The sequence below is a fragment of the Photobacterium sagamiensis genome (assembly GCF_050337085.1).
GTDB classification, from domain to species: Bacteria; Pseudomonadota; Gammaproteobacteria; order Enterobacterales; family Vibrionaceae; genus Photobacterium; species Photobacterium sagamiensis.
Genome location: NZ_JAKJSP010000036.1, coordinates 61,043 through 77,772, shown reverse-complemented (window position 1 = coordinate 77,772; position 16,730 = coordinate 61,043). Strand labels below are relative to the sequence as shown.

At 47.6% G+C, this 16,730-nt stretch carries 20 protein-coding genes and 1 rRNA gene; 9 read left to right on the top strand and 12 right to left on the bottom strand.

Going from position 1 to position 16,730, the window contains the following annotated elements; all coding sequences use genetic code 11:
* Positions 1-73, bottom strand: a 16S ribosomal RNA gene (locus L4D76_RS17785); the annotation flags it as partial.
* 425 nt (positions 74-498) lie between these two features.
* On the opposite strand from L4D76_RS17785, the gene L4D76_RS17780 reads away from it, so the two are divergent.
* A complete protein-coding gene (locus tag L4D76_RS17780) occupies positions 499-1,047 on the top strand; it encodes a gamma carbonic anhydrase family protein (protein WP_428442223.1) in 549 nt (182 codons plus the stop codon).
* On the opposite strand, the gene L4D76_RS17775 is transcribed toward L4D76_RS17780, so the two are convergent.
* The 9 genes from L4D76_RS17775 to L4D76_RS17735 all read right to left on the bottom strand — a co-directional run bounded on the left by L4D76_RS17775 (position 1,044) and on the right by L4D76_RS17735 (position 7,615).
* Positions 1,044-1,307: a DUF1488 family protein gene (locus L4D76_RS17775; protein WP_428442222.1), complete on the bottom strand. Its 264-nt coding sequence runs from the start codon at positions 1,305-1,307 to the stop codon at positions 1,044-1,046. The genes L4D76_RS17780 and L4D76_RS17775 overlap by 4 nt on opposite strands.
* Positions 1,308-1,318: 11 nt before the next feature.
* A complete protein-coding gene (gene aroE, locus L4D76_RS17770; protein ID WP_428442221.1) occupies positions 1,319-2,140 on the bottom strand; it encodes a shikimate dehydrogenase in 822 nt (273 codons plus the stop codon).
* 81 nt (positions 2,141-2,221) lie between these two features.
* Positions 2,222-3,127 (bottom strand): oxygen-dependent coproporphyrinogen oxidase, encoded by a 906-nt coding sequence (hemF, locus tag L4D76_RS17765; RefSeq protein WP_428442229.1) that lies wholly within the window; start codon positions 3,125-3,127, stop codon positions 2,222-2,224.
* Positions 3,128-3,169: 42 nt separating this feature from the next.
* On the bottom strand, positions 3,170-3,727 hold the full coding sequence (gene tsaC / locus L4D76_RS17760; protein WP_428442220.1) for an L-threonylcarbamoyladenylate synthase type 1 TsaC: 558 nt from the start codon (positions 3,725-3,727) through the stop codon (positions 3,170-3,172).
* 80 nt (positions 3,728-3,807) lie between these two features.
* A complete protein-coding gene (gene purE / locus L4D76_RS17755; RefSeq protein WP_428442219.1) occupies positions 3,808-4,314 on the bottom strand; it encodes a 5-(carboxyamino)imidazole ribonucleotide mutase in 507 nt (168 codons plus the stop codon).
* Between the two features lie 78 nt (positions 4,315-4,392).
* Entirely contained in the window at positions 4,393-4,950 is a 558-nt protein-coding gene (locus tag L4D76_RS17750; protein ID WP_428442218.1) for a DNA topoisomerase family protein, read from the bottom strand.
* Positions 4,951-4,987: 37 nt separating this feature from the next.
* The gene (locus L4D76_RS17745) at positions 4,988-5,461 is read right to left on the bottom strand and encodes a DUF494 family protein (protein WP_428442217.1); all 474 of its coding nucleotides are present in this window, start codon (positions 5,459-5,461) and stop codon (positions 4,988-4,990) included.
* A 2-nt stretch (positions 5,462-5,463) separates the two neighbouring features.
* Complete coding sequence (dprA, locus tag L4D76_RS17740; RefSeq protein WP_428442216.1) at positions 5,464-6,561, bottom strand: DNA-processing protein DprA; 1,098 nt, start codon at positions 6,559-6,561, stop codon at positions 5,464-5,466.
* Positions 6,554-7,615 (bottom strand): LysM peptidoglycan-binding domain-containing protein, encoded by a 1,062-nt coding sequence (locus tag L4D76_RS17735; protein ID WP_428442215.1) that lies wholly within the window; start codon positions 7,613-7,615, stop codon positions 6,554-6,556. Before L4D76_RS17735 ends, dprA begins: the two co-directional genes overlap by 8 nt.
* A 335-nt stretch (positions 7,616-7,950) precedes the next feature.
* Between L4D76_RS17735 and def the strand changes: the two genes are divergently transcribed.
* The 5 genes from def (at position 7,951) to L4D76_RS17710 (ending at position 13,904) form a co-directional block, all read left to right on the top strand.
* A complete protein-coding gene (def, locus tag L4D76_RS17730; protein ID WP_428442214.1) occupies positions 7,951-8,460 on the top strand; it encodes a peptide deformylase in 510 nt (169 codons plus the stop codon).
* Positions 8,461-8,475: 15 nt separating this feature from the next.
* Positions 8,476-9,420, top strand: coding sequence for a methionyl-tRNA formyltransferase (gene fmt, locus L4D76_RS17725; RefSeq protein ID WP_428442213.1), 945 nt, complete (start codon positions 8,476-8,478; stop codon positions 9,418-9,420).
* A gap of 237 nt (positions 9,421-9,657) precedes the next feature.
* A complete protein-coding gene (rsmB, locus tag L4D76_RS17720) occupies positions 9,658-10,953 on the top strand; it encodes a 16S rRNA (cytosine(967)-C(5))-methyltransferase RsmB (RefSeq protein ID WP_428442212.1) in 1,296 nt (431 codons plus the stop codon).
* 94 nt (positions 10,954-11,047) lie between these two features.
* Entirely contained in the window at positions 11,048-12,439 is a 1,392-nt protein-coding gene (gene trkA, locus L4D76_RS17715; protein ID WP_428442228.1) for a Trk system potassium transporter TrkA, read from the top strand.
* Positions 12,440-12,458: 19 nt separating this feature from the next.
* Positions 12,459-13,904, top strand: coding sequence for a TrkH family potassium uptake protein (locus L4D76_RS17710; RefSeq protein ID WP_428442211.1), 1,446 nt, complete (start codon positions 12,459-12,461; stop codon positions 13,902-13,904).
* A 63-nt stretch (positions 13,905-13,967) separates the two neighbouring features.
* Here L4D76_RS17710 and trhA read toward each other — a convergent pair whose 3' ends face one another.
* Together trhA and L4D76_RS17700 are read right to left on the bottom strand one after the other, a co-directional pair.
* Positions 13,968-14,627, bottom strand: coding sequence for a PAQR family membrane homeostasis protein TrhA (gene trhA, locus L4D76_RS17705; protein ID WP_428442210.1), 660 nt, complete (start codon positions 14,625-14,627; stop codon positions 13,968-13,970).
* 192 nt (positions 14,628-14,819) lie between these two features.
* Positions 14,820-15,497, bottom strand: coding sequence for a FadR/GntR family transcriptional regulator (locus L4D76_RS17700; protein ID WP_428442209.1), 678 nt, complete (start codon positions 15,495-15,497; stop codon positions 14,820-14,822).
* Positions 15,498-15,815: 318 nt separating this feature from the next.
* Between L4D76_RS17700 and L4D76_RS17695 the strand changes: the two genes are divergently transcribed.
* From L4D76_RS17695 to L4D76_RS17685, 3 genes are all read left to right on the top strand, one after another.
* Positions 15,816-16,001 carry a hypothetical protein gene (locus tag L4D76_RS17695; RefSeq protein WP_428442208.1) on the top strand — a complete coding sequence of 62 codons (186 nt, stop codon included), beginning with the start codon at positions 15,816-15,818 and terminating at the stop codon, positions 15,999-16,001.
* Between the two features lie 203 nt (positions 16,002-16,204).
* Positions 16,205-16,471, top strand: coding sequence for a YihD family protein (locus L4D76_RS17690; protein WP_107285103.1), 267 nt, complete (start codon positions 16,205-16,207; stop codon positions 16,469-16,471).
* Positions 16,472-16,504: 33 nt separating this feature from the next.
* A complete protein-coding gene (locus L4D76_RS17685) occupies positions 16,505-16,717 on the top strand; it encodes a hypothetical protein (protein ID WP_428442207.1) in 213 nt (70 codons plus the stop codon).
* The last annotated feature ends 13 nt before the right edge of the window (positions 16,718-16,730 follow it).

Here is a 16,730-nt window from a genome sequence, read left to right as displayed (position 1 = left end):
GTTACCGCTCGACTTGCATGTGTTAGGCCTGCCGCCAGCGTTCAATCTGAGCCATGATCAAACTCTTCAATTAAAGTTTTGTTGTTCCTTTCGGAACGGCTCAATGATTTTTACTGATTTTCTGTTTCAACCCCTTCTTCGAGAAGAAAGAGCGAAACGTAAATTGACTGTGCCAATATAATTACTCTGCAGTAACTACATCGTTTGGTCACTCAGTTCATTGATAAATCTTTCGACGAATCATTTCACGAGTGCCCACACAGATTGCATGGTCAAATTGTTAAAGAACATACTGATTCGTTGCTGGCTTATCGCCGTGCTCCGTGTCAGTGAGGTCGCATTATAGAGAGTTCGATCACATTGGCAAGGGGTGTTTTGAAATAAATTCGTCATTTCTATCCGGGTGCGCAATTATCGTTCAAATGCCCGGTTTGTCGGTGCAAATCACATCATGACTTCGCTATTCTTTTAAAAAATGACTTCAGTAAGGTGTACTTCATGCATTCAGCTCTCAGATCATATAAAGGAATAACGCCAACACTTGGTGAAAATACCTATATCGATAGTTCAGCAGTGATCGTTGGCGATATCGAATTAGGTGATGACGCCAGTATCTGGCCATTAGTCGCCGCACGGGGCGATGTAAACCAGATAAAAATAGGTGCTCGTAGCAATGTTCAAGATGGTACGGTTTTGCACGTCACTCGCAAGACAGCCGATAAACCGGATGGTCACCCTTTACTTATTGGCGATGATGTCACTATTGGACATAAGGCAATGTTGCATGGCTGTCAGGTTGGCAATCGAGTTTTAGTGGGAATGGGGGCTATCTTATTAGATGGTGCGAACGTCGAAGATGATGTGATCATTGGTGCAGGAAGCTTAGTTCCACCAGGCAAAACATTAAAGAGTGGTTTCCTCTATAAAGGCTGCCCGGTAAAACAAGCACGTCCGCTTAATGAGAAGGAGCGCGCTTTTCTGCCTGCTTCTGCTGATAACTATGTCAGATTGAAGAATGAGTACCTTGCTGATAATGAGAACCCTTAATCAATAAGGATATGTCCCTCGCTATCAAACGCTTCGTCCTCAATCAGTGCTTCTGCCAATTCTTCTAAATCGAAACGATTGGCAGAAAACATTGCTAATATATCCGATTCTTTTGTTAATTTTTGCGCTGTTTTCTGCTGAAGCCATTGCAGGCTCACCCAACAGATGATTAATGCACCTGCCTGTTGCGCAGGAAAGTTGACGGCCAGCTTATCGTTATCCCAACTTTGGATGTCAGCAAATAAAATATCTTGATTCATTGTTGTTCCACTTAATCTTGTAATGCGCGTCGAAGTTCGCGTTGGACCTGTTTCGCTCCGGGGCGAATACCTCGCCACACCATAAAACTTTCAGCAGCCTGACCAACCAACATCCCCAGGCCATCAAGCACCTTTCCGGCACCCAATTCATGAGCCCATTGATTAAAGGCCGTCACATCGGATCCATACACCATATCGTAGCAAGTCATCTGCGGCTTGATCAGGCTATCTGATAAGCCAGGTAACTGCCCACTTAAACTGGCTGATGTGGAATTGATAATGACATCAAACTCCGGCTCATTGGCATCATTGAGTCCAAGCGCAGAAACAGCCCCATAAGCAGAAAAGATATCGGCCAGTTGCTGGGCTTTTGCTGGGGTTCTATTGGTAATGACCACTGCTTCAGGCTTTTGAGCCAGCAAAGGGAGAATAACTCCCCGGGCTGCACCACCAGCACCGACTAATAAGATCCGCTTGCCAGACAGCTCTACCTGATTTTGCAGTAAATCTTGTACCAGACCTTCACCATCGGTGTTGTCACCTACAATGGCACCATCATCGAGCTTTTTTAACGTATTCACGGCACCCGCCAACTTTGCACGCTCAGTTAGCTGAGTCGCATACAGGTAGGCCTGTTCTTTAAAGGGCACAGTGATATTGCAACCCCGCCCACCAGAAGCAAAAAAAGCATCTGCGGCCGCAACAAATCCATCAATGGGTACCAACTCAGCGGTATACGTCATCGCTTGGGCAGTTTGACGGGCAAACAATGTATGAATGAAAGGGGATTTGCTCTGGCCTATGGGGTTACCGAAAACGACGTACTTATCCATGTAAATTTCTGTCCAAAATAATAAAGGGTCGATAAATCGACCCTATCACTGCACTATCTCAAGCTCAAACAGTTAATACGATCACCAATTGCACGGCTTAAGATAATTCTCATAGAGGTTGGCTTCTGGCGATCCCGGTTTCGGCTCATAGCAATATTCCCAGCGGGCCAATGGCGGCATCGACATTAATATCGACTCTGTACGGCCACCGCTTTGCAGGCCAAATAGGGTACCGCGATCATAAACCAGATTAAATTCCACATAGCGACCACGGCGGTATAGCTGGAATTCACGCTCACGTTCACCGTATGGAGTATGCTGACGCTTGTCGACTATGGGTAAGTAAGCGTCTAAGTAACCGCTACCAACGGCCTGTAGATACGCGAAGCTTTGCTCGAACCCCCACTCATTGAGATCATCGAAGAACAGACCGCCAACACCGCGGGTTTCATTACGGTGCGGTAAATAAAAGTATTGATCGCACCATTCTTTATGGTGTTGATAAAGATCCTCACCAAAAGGGGCGCAAATTGCTTTCGCGGTATCGTGCCAGTGCTGGCAATCTTCTTCAAACGGATAAAAAGGGGTCAGATCAAAACCACCACCAAACCACCATACCGGTGCTTCGCCTTCTTTCTCGGCAATAAAGAAACGTACGTTGGCATGAGAGGTCGGGATGTACGGGTTGTTAGGGTGGATCACCAAAGAAACACCCATTGCTTCAAAACTACGCCCCGCCAGCTCAGGACGGTGCGCAGTCGCCGATGCCGGCATTTTGGAGCCGAAAACATGAGAGAAATTGACACCCGCCTGCTCAAACACGCTGCCATTACGCAATACACGGCTGCGTCCGCCGCCACCCTGTTCGCGCTGCCACTCATCTTGTTCAAATGTTGCCGTGCCATCCTGATATTCCAGACTCTGGCAGATTCTATCCTGAAGTGAGAGTAAAAAGGCTTTTACAGCATGTTTATCGACATGTTCCATCATTTCTCCTTGTGAGGTCGTAACGGGCCTTACTGCCATTTGCTAGCCTTGGCGCAGCACATTGTTACTGCATGCATCACGAATTTCAGTCGGATTTTCTCGCCCGCCAGTCTCACCCTCTAAGATAGCACTTAGATATTTGCCCAACTGATCATAGACTTCAGTGGCCGTTTTACACGGCGGCAGCCCTGTTAGGTTAGCACTGGTTGAAGTGATAGGTTTACCAAAGTGAGTACAGAGCTGTTGTACTAAAGGATGATCACTGACACGTACCGCGATTGAGTTAAATTGCCCGGTCAGAAAAGCAGGTACATTTTTTTTCACTGGCATTACCCAGGTAACAGGGCCAGGCCAGGTCGCAAAAATCTTCTGCTTTTGCTGTTCAGTCAGCTGGCTATCATCAATATAAGGCAACAACTGCTGATAATCAGCAGCAATCAGGATCAATCCTTTTTCAACAGGGCGCTGTTTTAAGGTTAATAGTTTTTCGACCGCTTGTTGATTATCAGGATCGCAACCCACTCCAAACACACCCTCAGTCGGATAAGCAATGACTTCACCGTCTTTTAACGCAGCTACAACTTGTTGCAAGTTGTCCATATCGACCTCATCAATAACCATATTCAAAGCAATAAAAAAGGCGCTCTAAAGAGAGCGCCTCTTGAATTCATGGCTATTATTTAACCCTTTAGACGCTCTTGTAAAGCAGCATCTTTCGCGATGACTGATTCAGCGTTCTTTTGACGCTCCGCTTTCACCGCTTGTGCGAGTTCTTTATCACCCGTAGCCAGAATTTGTGCCGCCAGGTAACCGGCATTTTTCGCGCCCGCTTTACCAATAGCAACAGTCGCCACTGGCACACCGCCTGGCATCATTGCCGTTGACAGCAGTGCATCCATCCCCTGAAGCGGGCCAGCATCGATCGGCACACCTATTACCGGTAATGTGGTGATACCCGCTACAGCACCCGCTAAGTGGGCAGCTAAACCCGCCGCACAGATAAATACGCCACAACCGCGCGCTTCAGCATCCGTCACATAGGCGTGAGTTGCTGCAGGTGTACGATGAGCCGACGTAACTTTCACTTCTGTAGTAATTTCAAAAGACTTTAAAACATCAAGCGTTGCCTGCATTACCGGCAAATCTGAATCTGATCCCATCAAAACAGCAACAAATGGCTTAGTCATCAGCATTCCTTCTATATTTAAGTGACGTAAACGATTGCGTCAGCATTATAGCGGAATTTTCAGAGAGATCGAGATCGATTATGATTGGATATGGTGACACTTCTTATCGGCACATTGCAGTTTAGTACCACTGGCGAGATTTTTCTCTGTTAACAAAGGGAATCCGCATTCTTCACATTGCTGAGCAACAGGTTTGTTGTTCACTGCAAAACGACATGCTGGATATTGATCGCAGGCATAAAAGACTTTTCCATAACGAGACTTACGCTGAACGAGGTGACCTTTGTGGCAATCGGGGCACAAAATCTGGGTATCGTCGGCTTTTTTCTCTAACGGCTCAATGTGCTGGCAATCTGGGAAGCTGGCACAACCAATAAACATCCCAAAACGACCTTGCCGTAATACCAGTTCGTCTTCACACTGCGGGCAAGGCTTACCAAGGTGCTTAACAATGTGGCCATCGTTGTGGTTTCTCGGGCGTATAAAGTCACACTCAGGATAATTCGAGCACCCAAGAAAAGGGCCGCGCTTGCCATAGCGCGTCGCCAACGTACCACCACAATTCGGGCAGGATTGTTCTTGCTCTAACGCGTGCTCATGAGCACTAAATAACTGGTCGTTAATTTTACCGGCCATACAACATTTTCACTCGCTAGGGCAGGGTTATAGGTAATTAATGAATGTAACCGTCTTCTGCGCCGTAGAGCAGATCTTCCATTTGGCTATAGGCATTTTCATTGCCCGGCGCGTTAAACAGCACCATCAAAATGATCCACTTCAAATCGTCTAAAACAAATTCTGTTGTTTCCAGCTCCATCACACGATCAATAACCATTTCACGGGTATCGGCGCTTAAGACGTGAATTTGTTCCAGATAGGTTAAGAAGCCACGGCACGTTACATCCAGACGTGCCATCTCCTGCGGGATATAAACACGTATCGACGTGACCGCACTATCGTTCATGTAAGGCGTATCTTCGGTATCTTGCAGTGCTGCAAGTTTCTCTAACCACGTTAGAGCTTTATAGATATCATCCTGATGAAATCCAGCACGGCTAAGCTCATCGGAAAGCTCATCCTGATCAACCAATAGCTCCACATCGCTGTGGATATAGGTTTCAAACAGGTACATTAGAATATCCATCATGACTAGCCCCTCCTCGTTCTGATATAACCACCGGGTACTGTAGTGACAACACCGTGCAATTCTAATTCCAACAATTGCATCATAACTTCATGTACGGGTTGTTTACAGCGTTCAGCAACTACATCTACGGGTGTTGCCTCATTGCCTACGTTAGCCAACACCGTTGAAAATGGCAATTCTTCATTTTCAAGTTGTGGCAATGACAAGTTCATTTGGTTACTTATTGCGCATTCTGTTAGAGCTCCCACCTCTTCAAAGATATCGACCGGACTTTCTACCAGTTTAGCACCAGATTTAATCAAGGCATTGCAACCACGACTGGCTGGATTTTGAATCGAGCCTGGCAACGCGAAGACTTCCCGTCCTTGCTCAAGCGCATAGCGTGCCGTAATTAACGAACCACTTTTTTCTGCCGCCTCTATAACCAATACGCCAACTGACAGCCCGCTGATCACTCGATTTCGACGCGGGAAATTTTGTGGCCGCGGTTTTTCATCCGGCCAGAACTCAGAAACCAGTGCGCCTTGCTCAGTAATTTGACGGGCTAAGTCACGGTGCCGGGCAGGGTAGATATGATTCAGCCCTGACCCCAATACAGCAACCGTCGCTCCGCCATTCTTTAGTGCCCCGTAATGTGCCTGCCCATCAATACCTAAAGCTAAACCACTGGTGACCACATAATTGGCAGCCACCAACGCGGCAGAAAAATGATACGCCGCCTCACGACCATCGATACTGGCAGAGCGGCTGCCGATAACCGCTAGCTGTGGTTCGCGCAACCAGTGCGTTTCACCACGTACAAACAACAATGGGGGGGCAGAAGCTATCTCTTTTAAAAGCGCAGGATAATACGGTGAATCCAGCGTTAGAATCGATTGTTCACTTTGCTCTGCCCAAGCCAAACAGGCATCAATACGCTGGCGTTTAGGGTGGTGGAGGGCATGAACCTGTTGATCTGAGAGTCCAATTACCCGTAATTGTTCAGCGGGCATCGTGAGCAATTGATGAGGAGTCGCATGTTGTAAGAGCTTACTGATCCGATTGCCGCCTAAATACGGAACCGCAGCCAGGATCAGCCAACGTTCCAATTCGTCACTCATAAATAACGCGATGCGGTGGCTGCGCTTGAACACCGGCACGGAATGGTTCGGTACTGCGGGTTACCACCGCCAGGCTAAAATAGTCATAAGGGCGGATCACCATGACTTCACCAATATGAATATCACTCAGCTGATGCTTCTGGCCGATTTTACTGTCGGTTTGATAATGGTAACGTCCCTTATTCCCCATCACTTTCGCGCCAGGACGATACAGTTGCAGTACATTGCCCGCGATCAGGCCATCTAAGTGGCCGCGATCCAGTACGACAACCTGCGAAGTCGCGATATAACCTCGTCCGTCAAGGTGGCCTAACACGCTGGCCTGAATATCTACCGTAGATTCCGATGGAGAAAACGTCATCGCCGGCGGGGATCCTGAATGAGGTGCTGGCAGCAAGAGATCATTTTGATGAACTTCCTGGCGGAAGGAGACCACACTCAACAGGCTTAACTGGCCTTTTCGTGCAGTGACTTCCAGCTTGGCAATCTCTTGTAATGAAACAATATTCTTTTGCTGAACGCCTTTGCGTACAAAATCAGTTTCGGGGCGATACACCCACCATTTTTCACCGATATCAAGCGCGGTATCGACCCAGACGGTGTCACCTTTCACCATATAGCCCCGCTCATCACTGGTTCCCAACACACGGGGGAGCTCTGTCATATTTGGTGGGGTGATCAATTGATGTTCAGCCAGATAAGGAAAAATAAGCTGCTGTTGTAAAGTCGTTATAGGTGAGCGTGTAACCCGAATGCTTGGTGATAATTTCACCGTTTTCTTCAACCGTAACCGAGGCTGACCATCGGCCCATACCAGATGCAACTGATCGCCCGGGTAAATCAAATGGGGGTTGGCAATATAAGCGTTCGCCTGCCATAACGTTGGCCACAACCAGGGATTAGCGAGAAAATGAGATGATATATCCCACAACGTATCTCCCTTCTTCACAATATAAACATCATCAACATCAGCTCTGACAAGAGGTTGAGCTGATTTTGCCCAGCTTCCGGGAGCAAGCAAAATGAGAATAAATAATATAAGAAGTTGCCTCATGTTGTGCCTTCCTTGGGTCGTGTGGCATCACAGATTGGCACTGGTATTCTGATATGTCTACGGTCCCAGTCTTGGCTTCTGGAGCTTTACGGCACAGTTCAACTTTTCGTGATGTAATTTCCAGCCGTAATGAAACAACTTGGCTCGGTGCTAACAGATCAAGTCACCTTCAGAGCCCCGAATATTGCGTTTTTTATGCCAAGAATCCTTGCCACTGATACTTATAACCAACAATGTAATCCCGTTAGGTGCTGTTATTTGATCTTTAAAATGACTAGAATTAGAGCAAGTAAGCTATTTCCATTTTCAGCACAGTTCAATTTTTTCGAGTATCTATGTCAGTATTGCAAGTATTAATATTCCCTGATGAGCGTTTACGCACTGTCGCCAAACCCGTAGAAACCGTCACACCTGAAATCCAGAAAATTGTCGATGACATGTTAGAAACCATGTACGACGAAGAAGGTATTGGCCTGGCTGCAACCCAGGTTGACATTCATCAGCGCATTGTTGTGATTGATATTTCTGAAGAACGCGACCAACCCATGGTGCTGATCAACCCAGAAATCACCGACAAGCGCGGTGAAGATGGTATCGAAGAAGGCTGCTTATCTGTTCCCGGTGCCCGTGCTCTGGTTCCGCGAGCTGCGGAAGTGACAGTAAAAGCCCTTGATCGCGATGGTAATGAATTTAGCTTTGATGCCGATGATCTGCTGGCTATCTGTGTGCAGCATGAACTTGACCATCTGGCTGGAAAACTTTTTGTAGACTATCTGTCGCCACTGAAGCGCCAGCGTATCAAGCAAAAGCTAGAAAAACTGAAGCGTTTTAACGACAAAAATTAATCATTCGAGGTTACCTTGAGCAAACCGTTACGTATTGTTTTTGCTGGTACACCTGACTTCGCCGCCCGTCATCTGGCGGCGTTGTTGTCTTCACAGCATGAAATTATCGCCGTTTACACCAAGCCGGACAGTCCTGCAGGCCGCGGTAAAAAATTAACCGCCAGCCCGGTTAAAAATATCGCCTTAGAGCATGATATTCCGGTTTACCAGCCCGCATCGCTGCGCAATGAAGAAGCCCAGCAAGAACTGTCTGCCTTAAACGCCGATATCATGGTAGTCGTGGCGTATGGCCTGATACTACCAACTGAGGTGCTGAATACCCCAAAACTGGGTTGTATCAATGTTCACGGCTCAATCTTGCCACGCTGGCGTGGAGCTGCTCCTATTCAGCGCGCCATCTGGGCGGGTGATGAGGAAACGGGTGTCACCATCATGCAGATGGACGAAGGCCTCGATACCGGTGATATGCTGAGCATCGAAACCTTACCCATTGAAGCCACTGACACCAGCGCAACCATGTATGAAAAATTGGCAGGGCTCGGTCCTGATGCATTGATTGATTGTTTAGCCAATATTGCCGCTGGTACTGCGGTTGCTGAAAAGCAAAACGATGCATTGGCAAACTACGCGAAGAAATTAAGCAAAGAAGAAGCAAAGATTGACTGGACCATGGATGCCGTCGCCATTGAGCGCTGCATTCGTGCCTTCAATCCATGGCCGATGAGCTTCTTTGAAGTTGCCGGGCAGAATGTCAAAGTGTGGCAAGCCGTTTCTGAAGATGACAACCAGGGTAAAATCCCGGGGACGATTTTGTCAGCAGACAAGAAAGGCATTGCTGTCGCGACCGGAAAAGGTGTATTACGCCTTACGGAGCTTCAACCTCCTGGCAAGAAAGCGATGAAAGCGCAAGATTTACTCAACTCACGCCGAGAGTGGTTTGAACCAGGCACCGAACTGTAATTTTGAAGTCTGAAGCCTGTGCCCAGCCACTGGCTTTTTTCTTTTCCAGATCATTGAGAAATGTAACTACTCTGCCTGTAGCGGTTCAACTCGACGCTATTGAGTTCAATAACGGTATCGAGAGCGTGCCATTTTGATACAAAACGTATCAGTATAATGGAGCGCTTTCGATGCCGCTATTGAGCGAAGTAGCAAGATGGTGAATGGCTACGTGGAAACCAATTTCAGGAAATACGTATGAACGTAAGAGCCGCAGCAGCCCAAGTTGTTTATCAGGTTGTTGATCAGGGGCAATCCCTTTCAGCAGCACTACCTGCAGCCCAGCAGCACATTCGAGATCGTGACCATGCCTTGCTGCAAGAGATTTGCTACGGCGTACTACGCTGGTTGCCACGTTTAGAGTCCATTACGACACAGCTAATGGATAAACCATTGAAAGGTAAACAACGTGTATTCCACCATTTAATTCTGGTGGGTTTGTACCAACTAGGCTACATGCGTATTCCCGCTCACGCGGCAGTCGCTGAAACCGTTAATGCGACCAAAGATCTCAAGAAAACCCAGCTACGCGGTTTAATTAATGCCATTTTGCGTAACTACCAACGCCAGCAAGAAGCATTAGATGCACAATCAATCAGCCATGACGCAGGTAAATACGGTCATCCAGGTTGGTTATTAAAAATGCTTAAAGCAAGCTACCCGGAACAACTGGAAGCGATTGTTACAGCAAATAATACCAAAGCACCTATGTGGTTACGGGTAAACCGCCAGCACCACACCCGAGATGAATACCGCAAGCTTCTTGATGAAGCGGGTATCGAAACCGAATTACACCCGGAAGCCGCTGATGCGCTACGTTTATTGTCACCTTGTGATGTGAGCAAGTTACCAGGTTTTGCTGACGGTTGGTCATCAGTCCAAGATGGTGCCGCACAATTGGCTGTTGATTACCTGCAACCACAAGCCGGTGAATTAATCCTCGATTGTTGCGCAGCACCCGGTGGTAAAACGGCCCATATCATGGAACGCCAACCAACCGCTGAAGTGGTTGCCATTGACTGTGATGAACGACGTTTAACACGTGTTTATGAAAACCTTGCACGCCTAAAGCTCGAGGCAAAAGTATTATGTGCCGATGCGCGTTACCCTGCAGATTGGTGGCACGGTGAAAAGTTTGACCGTATCTTACTTGATGCACCTTGTTCAGCGACCGGGGTCATTCGTCGTCACCCAGATATTAAGTGGTTACGTCGCGCAAGCGATATTGATGCGCTGGCTGTGCTTCAAGCAGAAATATTTGATGCAATGTGGCTACAACTAAAACCTGGTGGCACCTTGGTGTATGCGACCTGTTCTATTACGCCACAAGAAAACAGCGACCAAGTGAAAGCATTCCTTGCACGCACAGCCGATGCAACCTTGATCAATCGAGGGCAAGAAGCTGATAGCGATATGGAGCAACCTGGTCGTCAGATCTTACCGGGTGAATCAGACATGGATGGTTTCTACTACGCTGTACTGCAAAAAAGCTAACACCAAAGCGTACTCCCAAAAGCCTAAATCGTTCTAACTCAAAACATATCATTATGCTCTTGAGTTAGAAGCGTAGTAACCTACACAGAAGAATATACAGGCACATGCTATGAAAATTATCATTCTCGGCGCCGGCCAGGTCGGTGGCACACTGGCTGAGAACCTTGTCGGTGAGAACAATGATATTACTATCGTTGATAAAGATCCGGAACGCCTGCGTGAATTGCAGGATAAGTATGACTTACGGGTCGTACAAGGTTTTGCCAGCCACCCCCGTACCTTGCGTGAAGCTGGCGCTCAGGATGCCGATATGTTGGTTGCCGTCACTAACTCTGACGAAACTAACATGATCGCCTGTCAAATAGCCTTTTCTCTGTTCAATACTCCCAACCGGGTTGCCCGTATCCGATCGCCGGAATACCTCAAAGAAAAAGAGCAGTTATTCCAGTCAGATGCCGTACCGGTTGATCACCTGATTGCCCCGGAAGAGCTGGTTACCGGGTATATCGAACGCTTGATCGAATATCCAGGCGCCCTGCAGGTGGTCGGTTTTGCTGAAGATAAAGTCGGCCTGGTTGCCGTTAAAGCCTATTACGGTGGCCCGCTGGTCGGTAATGCCCTGTCGGCACTGCGCGAACACATGCCGCATGTCGATACGCGTGTTGCGGCAATTTTTCGTCAGGGACGCCCAATTCGACCGCAAGGTACCACCATTATCGAAGCCGATGACGAAGTCTTCTTCGTCGCAGCCAGTAACCATATCCGTTCGGTAATGAGTGAACTGCAACGTCTTGAGAAACCTTACAAACGTCTGATGATTGTCGGCGGCGGTAATATCGGGGCAGGGCTGGCTCGTCGTCTGGAACAGTCTTACAGTGTTAAGCTGATTGAACGTAACCCTGAACGCGCAGAAAATCTGTCAGAAATGCTGGAAAATACCATCGTATTCTGCGGGGATGCCTCAGATCAGGAATTGCTGAGCGAAGAGCATATTGAGCAAATTGATGTGTTCATTGCGGTAACAAATGACGATGAAGCCAACATCATGTCGGCGATGCTCGCCAAACGCATGGGCGCGAAAAAGGTCATGGTGCTGATCCAGCGCGGCGCTTATGTAGACTTAGTGCAAGGCGGCAATATTGATATCGCGATCTCCCCACAGCAGGCAACAATTTCAGCCTTGCTGACCCATGTCCGCAGAGCCGATATTGTCAACGTCTCTTCATTGCGCCGCGGAGCAGCTGAAGCCATTGAAGCTATCGCCCACGGTGATTCCAGTACCTCAAAAGTTGTTGGCCGTGCCATTGGTAATATTAAACTACCACCGGGCACCACAATTGGCGCCGTGGTTCGTGGCGATGAAGTACTGATTGCCCACGACCGCACATTGATTGAGCAGGATGATCACGTCGTGATGTTCCTGGTTGATAAGAAATATATCCCAGATGTAGAACGCCTATTCCAACCAAGTCCTTTCTTCTTGTAAGACTCTCTTTGTAAAAACTATGGTCAATTTTCGCCCCATAATATTCGTAATAGGGCTGGTCTTATCTAAGATCGCCCTGTTCATGTACGTCCCGACTCTGGTCGCCTTTTTTACCGGCACCGGCGGGTTTATCGATTTTGCCATTGCGGTGTTCATCACACATACCGTGGCTTTTCTGTGCCTGACATTTGGCCGTACCCAGGAGTTTAAATTAGGGGTCAGGGAGATGTTCCTGATCACCACGCTGGTGTGGACTATCGCCAGTGCCTTTGCCGCATTACCCTTCGTGTTTATCAACCATATCAGCTTTACCGATGCTTACTTCGAAACCATGTCGGGGATCACTACGACCGGCTCGACGGTACTCAGCGGTCTGGATGATATGGCACCGAGTATTCTGCTATGGCGTTCCACCTTGCAATGGCTCGGAGGCATCGGTTTCATTGTCATGGGGGTCGCGATACTGCCGATGCTCAACGTGGGGGGGATGCGCCTGTTCCAGACGGAATCATCAGACTGGTCAGAAAAAAGCTCACCACGTACCAAGAGCGTGGCGAAGAATATCGTTTTCGTCTATCTGGTCCTGACTCTGCTGTGTATTCTCGGTTTTATCATGACAGGGATGAACACCTTCGACGCCATTAACCATGCGTTCACCACCATATCAACCGGAGGCTACTCAACCTCTGATGGTTCAATGAATCACTTTTCCAACAGTGCGCACTGGGTTGCCATTGTGTTCATGTTTGCAGGTGGTTTGCCGTTTCTGCTCTTCGTCCAGGTATTACGGAAAAAAAGTGCTGCCGCACTACTGGCCGATGCCCAGGTACGCGGCTTTACGTTATTGGTTCTGGGTGCAGGGTTGGTGGTGGCATTGTGGTTAACCTGGAAACTGGATTACGCCTTTAGCGATGCGTTCAGGGTTTCGTTGTTTAACATGATTTCAGTGATCACCACCACCGGGTTCGGCCTTGATGACTTTACCGCCTGGGGGCCACTTCCAAGCATTATCTTTGCCTTTATTATGCTGGTCGGTGGTTGTTCGGGTTCAACCTCCGGCGGGATCAAAATCTTCCGCTTTCAGGTCGCTTTTGCCTTATTGCGCAAACAAATGATGCAGCTGATCCACCCGTCAGGGATGTTCATCCAGCGTTATAACGGTCGTCCGGTCACAGAAAGCATCGTCCGCTCGGTTGTCGCATTCGCCTTAACCTTCATCATAACGATCGTGTTGATTGCCGCCATACTTGGCATGCTGGGGTTAGACCCGATAACCAGTGTTACCGGGGCCGTCACTGCGGTTGCTAATGTCGGACCGGGGATGGGGAATGTCATCGGCCCGACCGGCAATTTTGCGACACTGCCGGATCTCGCCAAATGGGTCCTGAGCTTTGGAATGCTGATGGGGCGTCTGGAAATACTGACCGTTTTAGTGGTGTTCTTCCCAGCCTTCTGGCGTAACTAATCGACTAGAAATCATAAAAAAGAGAGCGAATTCGCTCTCTTTTTTTCATCCGAACCCTGCCGTTTAAATCGGCTTGACGTAATAGTAGATAGCAAAGAAATGGCACATCGTGCCGCCGAGCACAAACAGATGCCAGATGGCATGGTTATAAGGAATACGCTCGTTAACGTAAAACACCACACCCAGCGAATAAATCACCCCACCTAAACCAAGCAAAACCAAGCCGCCATGCGATAGCGACAAAGCCAGCTGATAGATCGCAATTAAAGATAACCAGCCCATGGTGAGATACGTCACCAGCGACAGGCGTTTAAAGCGGTACACAAAGATAATTTTCAGCGCAATTCCGATCAGTGCCAAGCCCCATATCACGGTCATTAGCGTGATGGCCAACGGGGTGCGTAATGAAATCAGCAATAAAGGGGTATAAGTACCGGCAATCAACAGGTAGATTGCACAGTGATCAAAGGTTTTCAGGGCGCGTTTGGCCCGTTCAAAAGGGATCGCATGGTAGAGGGTGGAAGCCATATACAGCAGTATCATGCTGCTGCCATAAATACTCAGGCTGGCCAGGCTCAGAGCATCGGCATTGGCATCTATCGCCTGAAGCAACAATAAGACCAGGCCAACGATACCAAAAATCATCCCGAAGCCATGGCTGATACTATTAGCCACTTCTTCAGCTGCCGAATATTCTGGCTTAGGCGCCATATTCTTATTCATATCTGCCATCCCAAAATAGAGTTAATGTTCAAACATAAGCAGTATGACACAGTTGAGCTTACAGTTGAGCTTACAGTTGTAAGCTCAACTTAAAGCAGCCTTAAAAATAAGGTCTCTGGTTACTAATATGAACCCAAGCTCATCTTGAGCATTGATGCTTTTTTTGAAAAAAACGCACTAAAGCCCTGTTAATTATTTTAGCAGCTCAACCGTGGCTCGGCGCGCCGCGTCAGGATCTCGCGCGATAATGCCATCAACGATACGTTGGTGAATATCCAGTTTCAACAACCGATCCCGGGTAATTATGCGGAAGTAGTTTTCAAATACCGCTTTAAACAAATTACCAAACGGGCTGATAAAATGATTACCGGAAGCAAAATAGATCAATTGATGATAACGCGTATCGACTTCAATCCATTTATCCTGATCAAAATGCTCACCCAGACTATGCATTTCCTGCATGAGGGCCTGTAATTCATCCCGCTCGTCATCACTGGCATTCAACGCGGTCAATGCCGCCGCCTCAGGCTCTAAGGTGAGTCGTACTTGCTGAAATTCTGCCACTAATTCGGAGTGCTCATCAAAATTCAACCAGGCCAGTAAATCCTGATCGAGATAATTCCAGTTTCGCTTTGGCAATACACGGGTACCAATACGCGGGCGGGGCAATACCATACCTTTTGCCGCCAACATCTTGATCGCTTCGCGAACTGCGGTACGGCTGACGCCGTACAATTCACCGAGTTCAACTTCTCCCGGTAAAATTTCACCAGGCTTCGTCTCCCCCTGTAATATACCTCGTCCGATTGATTCTGCTAATTTATAAGACAAATTGCGATTAACGACTAACCGCTGCTGATCGTGTTCCATTCACCCTCTCTACACAGGCTCTTTTTATAATAGTTGCTGCATTACACCATAAAGCCATGACGGTGAAACCGCCTATCTTCAAAGTTGCAACACAAGCCCGTACATTCTCTCTATTTTCAACATAAATTTGACGAAAAACACCTCATTAAGTGCTCATAGTTTGCTCGACTTATCATTAGCTTGTTGCTATTCTCTGCGCCGAAAATAACACGAAAAACCCAGTATCTCCGTTCCGGACGGGCTTTGCCTATGGGGTTTCCCCGGCGGATTTATTGATTTTAATTTTTGGCCACGGATGCGCCTGACAATAGGTAAATCATGCGCCCAGCATCCCCAGTCAGGTATGTAAGTACCACCCCTCGAAGTCCATCTCGTTTACGCAGCAGCGCTTTTGCGCCAAGATTTAAAGCGAAAAAAGCGCCTCAGCACGTTGCAGACGTTCACACGATGCCGGCCCCCGAGCCTGTCTCTGTTAACCCAGAAGATAACGAGCAAGCCGCTTAATACCAGTCCTCACCGGTATTATCGTTCAAAGGCAGTGGTACCCTCGCTGCCTTTCGTTCATCCCGCTTTTTCCAACGCTGTCTTTTGCCTCCTTTAGCCGTATCACCTCTCGGTTACCGTTTGTATCCCCCCTAAGTTTGTTATAATTCACTTTCTATAAAATATAACAATATTTCTAGCTCAGCCTGAATTGTGGAGAAAAAATGAAAACCCATCGCGTTAACGAACTGATTGAATTGATCCACCCTGAATGGAAAAAAGACCCAGATCTCAACCTGGTTCAGTTCCTCATCAAACTGGCTGAAGAAGCAAAATACGAAGGTAAATTAGAAGATTTGACCGATGACGTGCTGATTTATCATTTAAAAATGCGCAACAGCGATGATAAAACGATGATCCCGGGCATCGCGAAAGATTGTGAAAACGATTTCAAAACCGCGATTTTACGAGCTCGCGGTATTATCAAATAAGACTTATCCTGCTACACCCTTGGGTATCTATTCATGGCTGATCAGCAGATCAGCCATATTTCTCGCCTCATCTGTTATAGCCAATCAACCAATCCATCAACTTCACCTATTGCTGAAACTATGACCTTGTTAGAGCAATCAGCCAAACAGGTGTTATACAATCAACTGATAACATCTGCTTATTATAATTTACATATCGGTCAGGCAACGTACCTGAGCCGGAAGCCTTTTGCTAATTCAGTATAAGGAAACCCAAGGA